Origin of the sequence: Limimaricola soesokkakensis, assembly GCF_900172345.1 — a bacterium.
Taxonomy (GTDB): domain Bacteria; phylum Pseudomonadota; class Alphaproteobacteria; order Rhodobacterales; family Rhodobacteraceae; genus Limimaricola; species Limimaricola soesokkakensis.
Genome location: NZ_FWFY01000003.1, coordinates 465,577 through 473,141, shown reverse-complemented (window position 1 = coordinate 473,141; position 7,565 = coordinate 465,577). Strand labels below are relative to the sequence as shown.

General features: G+C 69.0%; 8 protein-coding genes. All 8 read right to left on the bottom strand.

Annotation, left to right across the window (positions count from 1 at the left end):
* Positions 1-202: electron transfer flavoprotein subunit beta/FixA family protein (locus LOS8367_RS07645; protein WP_442354854.1), on the bottom strand; the 202-nt coding region annotated here is incomplete at its 3' end.
* 14 nt (positions 203-216) lie between these two features.
* Positions 217-1,428, bottom strand: a complete 1,212-nt coding sequence (locus LOS8367_RS07640; RefSeq protein WP_085895876.1) for an acyl-CoA dehydrogenase — start codon at positions 1,426-1,428, stop codon at positions 217-219.
* Position 1,429: 1 nt separating this feature from the next.
* Positions 1,430-2,992: a class I adenylate-forming enzyme family protein gene (locus LOS8367_RS07635; RefSeq protein ID WP_085895875.1), complete on the bottom strand. Its 1,563-nt coding sequence runs from the start codon at positions 2,990-2,992 to the stop codon at positions 1,430-1,432.
* Positions 2,989-4,011 carry an NAD(P)H-dependent flavin oxidoreductase gene (locus LOS8367_RS07630; protein WP_085895874.1) on the bottom strand — a complete coding sequence of 341 codons (1,023 nt, stop codon included), beginning with the start codon at positions 4,009-4,011 and terminating at the stop codon, positions 2,989-2,991. Before LOS8367_RS07630 ends, LOS8367_RS07635 begins: the two co-directional genes overlap by 4 nt.
* Positions 4,008-4,802 carry an oxepin-CoA hydrolase, alternative type gene (locus LOS8367_RS07625; RefSeq protein WP_085895873.1) on the bottom strand — a complete coding sequence of 265 codons (795 nt, stop codon included), beginning with the start codon at positions 4,800-4,802 and terminating at the stop codon, positions 4,008-4,010. The genes LOS8367_RS07630 and LOS8367_RS07625 overlap by 4 nt, the downstream gene beginning before the upstream one ends.
* Positions 4,799-5,227 carry a PaaI family thioesterase gene (locus LOS8367_RS07620; RefSeq protein ID WP_085895872.1) on the bottom strand — a complete coding sequence of 143 codons (429 nt, stop codon included), beginning with the start codon at positions 5,225-5,227 and terminating at the stop codon, positions 4,799-4,801. Before LOS8367_RS07620 ends, LOS8367_RS07625 begins: the two co-directional genes overlap by 4 nt.
* A gap of 1 nt (position 5,228) precedes the next feature.
* On the bottom strand, positions 5,229-6,353 hold the full coding sequence (locus tag LOS8367_RS07615) for an acyl-CoA dehydrogenase family protein (RefSeq protein WP_085895871.1): 1,125 nt from the start codon (positions 6,351-6,353) through the stop codon (positions 5,229-5,231).
* Positions 6,354-6,363: 10 nt separating this feature from the next.
* Entirely contained in the window at positions 6,364-7,560 is a 1,197-nt protein-coding gene (locus LOS8367_RS07610; RefSeq protein ID WP_085895870.1) for an acyl-CoA dehydrogenase family protein, read from the bottom strand.
* Positions 7,561-7,565: the final 5 nt, after the last annotated feature.

Sequence of the window (7,565 nt, the reverse complement as noted above, 5' to 3'; positions counted from 1 at the left end):
CCTGCTTCACGCCGATCGAGACCGCGACTACCTCGGAGGCGACACCCGCCTCCTTCAGCCGGATCGCCTCCTCGACCGCGATCTCGTCGAACGGGTTCATCGACATCTTCACGTTCGCCAGGTCGACCCCCGTGCCGTCCGACTTCACCCGAACCTTCACGTTGTAGTCGATCACCCGCTTCACGGGGACTAGGATCTTCATCATCTGCTCCTGTCTCAGAAGAACGCCTGCAGGCCGGTCTGGGCGCGGCCCAGGATCAGCGCATGAACGTCATGCGTGCCCTCATAGGTGTTCACGGTTTCCAGGTTGATCATGTGGCGCATCACCGGGAACTCGTCGGAGATGCCGTTGCCGCCATGCATGTCGCGGGCATGGCGCGCGATCTCGAGCGCCTTGCCGCAATTGTTGCGCTTCATCAGGCTGACCAGCTCGGGCGAGGCGCGGCCCTCGTCCATCAACCGGCCCAGACGCAGGGAGCCCTGCAGGCCGAGCGCGATCTCGGTCTGCATGTCGGCGAGCTTCTTCTGGAACAGCTGGGTCTGCGCCAGCGGCTTGTTGAACTGCTTGCGATCGAGGCCGTATTGCCGCGCGGCGTGCCAGCAGGCCTCGGCCGCACCCATCGCGCCCCAGCTGATGCCGTAACGCGCGCGGTTGAGACAGCCGAACGGACCCTTGAGGCCCTGCACGTTTGGCAGCAGCGCATCCTCGCCGACCTCGACGCCGTCCATGACGATCTCGCCAGTGGTCGAGGCACGCAAGCTCAGCTTGCCACCGATCTTGGGCGCCGAGAGGCCGGTCATGCCCTTCTCGAGGATGAAACCACGGATCTTGCCGTCATGCGCCTCGGACTTGGCCCAGACCACAAAGACATCCGCGAACGGCGCGTTCGAGATCCACATCTTGGAGCCCGAAAGCCGGTAGCCGGTGTCGGTCTTCTTGGCGACGGTCTTCATGCCGGCGGGGTCGGAGCCCGCATCAGGCTCGGTCAGACCGAAGCAGCCGATCAGCTCGCCCGAGCACAGGCCGGGGAGGTATTTCTTCTTCTGCTCATCGGAGCCGTAGGCGTGGATCGGGTAGATCACGAGGCTCGACTGCACCGACATCATCGAGCGGTAGCCACTGTCCACGCGCTCCACCTCGCGGGCGATCAGGCCATAGGTGACATAGGACGCGCCGAGACCGCCGAACTCCTCCTCGACGGTCACACCGAGCAGCCCGGCCTCGCCCATCTCGCGGAAGATCGACGGATCGGCCGTCTCTTCGCGGTAGGCTTCGGTCACGCGCGGGGCGAGCTTGTCCTGTGCGAAGGCCTGCGCCGCGTCGCGCAGCATCCGCTCGTCCTCGTCGAGCTGGGCCTCCAGCAGGAACGGGTCGCTCCAGTCGAATTGAGCGAGTTCGGGGCCGTGGCCGTGTGTGTCCTTGGGCATGTCAGTTCTCCTCCGCGTCGAGTTCGGCCAGGCGATCCGCGAAGGTGCCCAGCAGCTTGTGTTTCAGGATCTTGCCGGTCGCCGCGGCGGGCAACCGGTCCACGATCAGGATCTTCGATGGCCGCTTGTAGCTCGAAAGACGCTCCGAGACATGGGCTTTCAGCGTCGCGGGCTCCGGCACCGGATCGGTGCACTGCACGAAGGCCAGCACCTCCTCGTTGCCGCCCCGGCTGCGGCCGATGACGGCGGCCTGCACCACGCAGGGGTGGTCGTTCAGCGCCGCCTCGACCTCGGGCGGGTAGACGTTGAAGCCGGAGCGGATGATCAGCTCCTTGCAACGGCCCACCACGTGCAGGCGGCCCTCGGCGTCGATCCGGCCCAGATCGCCGGTTTTGAGCCAGCCTTCGGCGTCGATCACCTGCGCCGTGGCCTCGGGGTTGCGGTAGTAGCCCTTCATCACATGGGGTCCCCGCGTGTGGATCTCGCCCACGCCCTCGGCATCGCTCGCTGCCGGGTCGATGCGGATCTCGATGCCGGGCAGCGCCGGGCCGACCGAGACGTCGGGCGTGCCGATCGGGTTGCGGGTGCCGCAGACGCCCGCCGTGCTCTCGGTCATGCCGTAGCCGTTCTGAAGCGGTAGACCGTAGAAGGCCTCGGCCTTGCGCTTCCATGCCGGGTCGAGCGGCGCGGCGCCGGAGGAGACGTAGCGCAGCTTCGCGCCCTCCAGCCGGTCGAGCCCGAGCGAGGCCGTGTGCTTCATCAGCAGAGCGTGCATCTGCGGCACAGCCGGCAGCACCGTCGCGCCATCCTTCAGGGCGGCCAGCAGCCGGTCGGGGGCGAAGCGGGTCTCCAACTGGACGCAGGCGCCGCAGGAGGCGCCGGCCATCAGCATCGAGGCGAGGCCGAATACATGGGTCAGCGGCAGGGCCCCGTAGATCCGGTCCCCGAGCACCATCGCGCGCATCGCGGCGCTCGAGGCGCCGGCGAAGAGCAGGTTGGCATGGGTCAGCATCACGCCCTTGGGATCGCCCGTGGTGCCGGTGGTGTAGAGGATCACGGCGACCCGTTCGGGGCCCTCGGGCCCCGGCTCCGGGGCTCCGGCGGGGCCCGTGGCGATGCCGAGGCTGCCGGTCGTGGTGGTGACCTCCGCCGCACCCGCCGCCTGCGCATGAGCGCGCGCCTCGGGCGAGACATGCGAGGTGTAGAGGATCGTGCGCGGCGCGGCATGAGCGGTGATGCGCTCCAACTCGGGGCCGGTCATGCGGGCGTTGACCGGCACCGCGATGGCGTCGAGACGCGAGGTCGCGAAGATCGCCAACGCCGCGGCGGCGCAGTTCTCGGCGACGATCAACACCCGGTCGCCCGGCCCCACGGCGCGGTCGCGCAGCAGCACGGCCATCTCCTCGATGGCGGCGTGGTATTCGGCATGGCTCAGCACGCGGCCATCGCTGTCGATCAGCCCCGGCGCGTCGCCGCGTTCGGCCGCCTGCCGGGCGATCAGCTCGTGCACCCGGCGCGTCCTCGTCCCGGCCTCGGGGCTCTGGGCCATCTCGGCACTCGTCATGCGATCATCCCCTCCTGCATCCTGTCGCGCGAAGGCGCCGGGCGCAGCCGCGCCAGCGCCGCCAACGCCTCCTCCTCGAGCCCGCCGACGATCTCCGCCAGCGGCGCGATCTCCCCGGTGAGCCCCAGCGACTGACCGGCCGAGAGCATGCCGCGCGACACGTCGCCGGTCTCGTAGGCCTGCCGCCCGATCCGCCCCGCGACATGCGGCAGCAGCGCCTCGATCCCGATCTCCGGGTTCTCGGCCTCGAGGCGCGCTACCGTCTCCGATGTCTCGTTCCTGAGCGTGCGGATCGTGTTGCGCACGCTCGACATGGTGAGCATCGTGTCGGTCTCCTTCGCCCCCGACAGCGCCCGCTTGTAATCGGGATGCGCGCTGATCTCCTCGGCGACGAGAAAGCGCGTGCCGACCACGACGCCCGAGGCGCCGCCCGCCAGCGCCGCGACGATCTGCCCGCCATGGCCGACGCCGCCGCCGATCAGGAACGGGATCTTCAGCCGCCGCTCGGCCAGCGCGAGGTTGACGAAGGAACCGACGAGGTCGAGGCCGGGATGGCCGCCGCATTCGGCGCCGACGATCGACACCATGTCGACGCCCACCGCCTGTGCCTTCTCGGCGAAGCGCACCGAGGGCACCTTGTGCAGCACGGTAATCCCGGCATCCTTCAGTATCGGCAGCCATGGCTCGGGGTTGCGCCCCGAGGTCTCGACGAAGCTCACGCCCTCCTCGGCGATCAGCGCGAAGATCTCTTCCGTGCGCTCGCCCGGCACCAGCTTTGGCAGCATCGAAACGTTGACCCCGAAGGTGCCGCCCTGCGACATCTCGCGCGTGCGCCGGATCTCGGCGCGCAGCGCCTCGGGCTCGGGAAAGCTCGCCGCCGTCAGGAACCCGATGATGCCCGCGCGCGCGCAGGCCGAGACATAGGACGCGTCCGACAGCCACATCAGCCCGCCCGCCACGATCGGCAGCCGCGTGCCATAGGCACGGGTCACTGCGGTGTCGAAGACCGGATCGATCATGTCCTCTCCCTCAGCTTCGCGAAATCCGGGCTGCGTTTTTCGAGGAAGGCGCCGATGCCCTCAGCGGCCTCGGCCGTCCCCTGGGCGCGGGCCATGGCGTCGCGCTCGGCATCGAGCTGGGTAAAGAAATCGCCCGTCGCGGCGCCGTTCATCAGCGCCTTGATCTCGCCTTGCGTCACTGTCGGTCCCTGCGCCAGCCGGTCGGCCAGCGCCATGGCGCGCTCGAACACCTCGCCTTCGGGCGCCAGTTCGGAGAGCGCGCCGAGCCCGTGCAGCCGCTCGGCCGCGATCGGCTCGCCCAATAGCACCATACGCCGGGCGAGCGCGCGCGGCAGCAGGGCGGTAAGGAAATGCGTGAGCCCGGCATCGGGCACCAGCCCCGCCTTTACATAGGCGGCGGTGAAGCGGGCACTCTCGGCGGCGATGGTGAAATCGCAGGCGAGCGCCAGCGACAGCCCGGCCCCGGCGGCGCCCCCCTCGACGGCGGCGATCACCGGCTTGGGGCAACCGATCACGGCGCGGATCAGGTCGTGCAGCCGGTCAATATTGCCGCGCCGCTCGGCCTCGGTCTGGGTCGCGCGGGTGGCCAACACGCCCAGATCGCCGCCGGCGCAGAAGAAGCCGCCCTCGGAGGCGAGGATCACGCAGGCGATGCGCGGCGTGTAGGCCGCCGTCATGATCGCCTCCTGCAGCGCCGCGTAGTAATCCGGCGTCAGCGCGCCGCGCCGAGCAGCGTTGAGGTTCCACACCACCAGCCGGTCGCCGAGATCCTCGATCCGCGCCATGCTCATGCCGCGCCCTCCTTCGCAGGTTGCGACACCGGCTTGAACACGCCAGTCGCGGTGGCGACGAGACGGCCATCCTCGGCCCGCAGCTCGCCCTCGATGAACAACAGCTTGCGGCCACCGCCGGTGATCCGGCCCACCGCCACCAGCGCCTCGCCCTCGCAGGCGGGGGCGAGGTACTGGGTGTTGAGCGAGATCGTCAGGAAGGGGTGCCGCCCTTCGGGGTCGCGGGTCAGGCTGCCGGTGGCGCCCATCGCGTTGTCGAGGATCGTCGCGACGATGCCGCCATGCAGCATGCCGTGCCGGTTGGTGTGCTCCGGCCCCACCCGCAGGTGGCAGCGCGCGCGCCCGTCACCCTGACCCACGTCGAGCGTGTAGCCCAGCAGCCGCTGCGCCCCGGTCTCGCCCCTGATGATCCCCTCCCCGGTCATCTCAGGCGGCCCGAAGCCGGACGAAGCGTCCGAGATGGAAGGTCGCGTCGCCGAAGCGCTGATCGAGCATCGACAGGCGGCGCGCGAAACGGCCGAGATCGTATTCCTCGGTCATGCCGATGCCGCCATGCATCTGGATCGCCTCCTCGGCCACCAGCCGGGCAACCTTGCCGACGAGGTGCTTGGTCGCGGAGACATGGATCTCGCGGGTGTCGCGGTCGGCCTCGAGATGGCCGCACAGATTGATCACCGCCGAGCGCGCCTGCTCGATCTCGATCAGCATGTCGGCGGCGCGGTGCTGCAGCGCCTGGAACTTGCCGATCGGCTGGCCGAACTGCTTGCGGGTCTTGAGATAGTCGCCGGTCAGCGCGCGCGCCGTCTCCATCGCGCCAAGCGCATCGGCGCAGATCGCGGCGGTGGCGCGGGCCTGCGCCGTCTCGATCGCTTCGAAGGCCTGGCCCTCGGCGCCGAGCAGCGCGCCCGCAGGCAGCGTCACGCCGTCGAGCACGATCTCGGCCGCATGGCCGCCCTGGCTCAGCGGGTAGTCGCGGATTTCGATGCCCGCCGTGCCCTTGGGCAGCAGGAACAGGCTGATCCCGTCGCGGTCGGCGACGTCGCCCGAGGTCCGGGCGGAGACGACGATGTGATCGGCCTGCGCCCCGTTGACGACGACGGATTTGCGCCCCGTGAGGGTCCAGCCATCGCCGCTCCGCTCGGCGCGGGTCTCGACCCGCTCCAGATCGAAGCGGCTGGCCGGTTCGCCATGCGCGAAGGCCAGCTGCACCGCACCTTCGACCGCCTGCGCGACGATCTCCTGCTGCGTCTCGTCGCCGAGCTCGGCGACCAGCCGCCCGGCGAGCAGCAATTCGAGCATCGGCTCGACCGCGCCCGCGCGGCCCAGTTCCTCGAACACCACCATCAGGTCGAAACCGGCCCCGCCGAAGCCGCCCTGATCTTCGGTGAACAGCGCACCGGCGACGCCCATCTCGGACAGGCCGGCCCAGATATCGGGCGACATGCCGGTGGTCTGCGCGGCTTCGAGGGCCTGCGGCGTCACGGCTTCGCCCAGATAGCGGCGCAGCCCGTCCTGCAGCATCTGCCGCTCTTCGGTCAGTTGGAAGTTCATGTCCCGCCCCTCAGAGTTCCAGGATCGCCTTGGCGATGATCGTCTTCTGCACCTCGTTCGATCCGCCATAGATCGAGAGCTTGCGGTTGTTCAGGTAATGCGGCGTCGCAGACATCGCGTAGGACGGGCCGACCGGCCCCTCGTTCGATCCCGCTTCCAGCGCCTCGGAAACGAAGGGCATCGCCCAGGGACCGACCGCCTGCTTGGTCAGCGCGTTGATCTCCTGCCGGATCACCGTGCCCTTGACCTTGAGCATCGAGCTTTCCGCGCCCGGCGCCTGACCGGCGGCAGCGGCCGAAACCACCCGCAGGTTGGTCGTGGCCATCGCCATCAGGGAGATTTCGACCTCGGCGATCTTCGCCGCGAAGAGCGGATCCTCGATCAGCGGGCGGCCGCCCGACTGTTCGAGCCGCGCGATCCGCTTAAGGTTCGCGAGACCGGCATTGGCGAAGCCCACCCCGGCGATGTTGGTGCGCTCATGCGTCAGCAGGTACTTGGCGTAGGTCCAGCCCTTGTTCTCCTCGCCGACGAGGTTCTCCACCGGCACGCGGACGTTGTCGAAGAAGACCTCGTTCACCTCCGGCTCGCCGTCGAGCAGCACGATCGGGCGCACGGTGACGCCGGGGTCGTTCATGTCGACCAGCAGGAAGGAGATCCCCTCCTGCGGCTTGCCCTCCTTGGAGGTGCGCACGAGGCAGAAGATCATGTTCGCGTACTGGCCCAGCGTGGTCCAGGTCTTCTGCCCGTTCACCACGTAATGGTCGCCGTCGCGTTCGGCGGTGGTCTTGACCGAAGCGAGGTCCGATCCCGCGCCCGGCTCGGAATAGCCCTGGCACCACCAGTCGTCACCGTTGAGAATGCGCGGCAGCCAGTAGTCCTGCTGCTCCTTGGAGCCGAACTTCTGCAGCACCGGGCCGAGCATCGCGAGACCGAACGGCACGATGCGCGGCGCATGCGCGGCGGTGGTCTCTTCCTCGAAGATGTGCCGCTCGACCGCGTTCCAGCCGGCGCCGCCATGCTCTTTCGGCCAGTTGCCCGCGAGCCAGCCCTTCTCGTTGAGGATGGCGTGCCATTCCTCGTAATCCTGCTTGGTCAGCCGCTGGCCGAGACGGCCCTTGTCCGAAAGGCGCTTGGGCAGTTTCTCATCCAGAAAGCGGCGCACCTCGGCGCGGAAGGCCTTCTGCTCTTCGGTGAAGCTCAGGTCCATTGCGG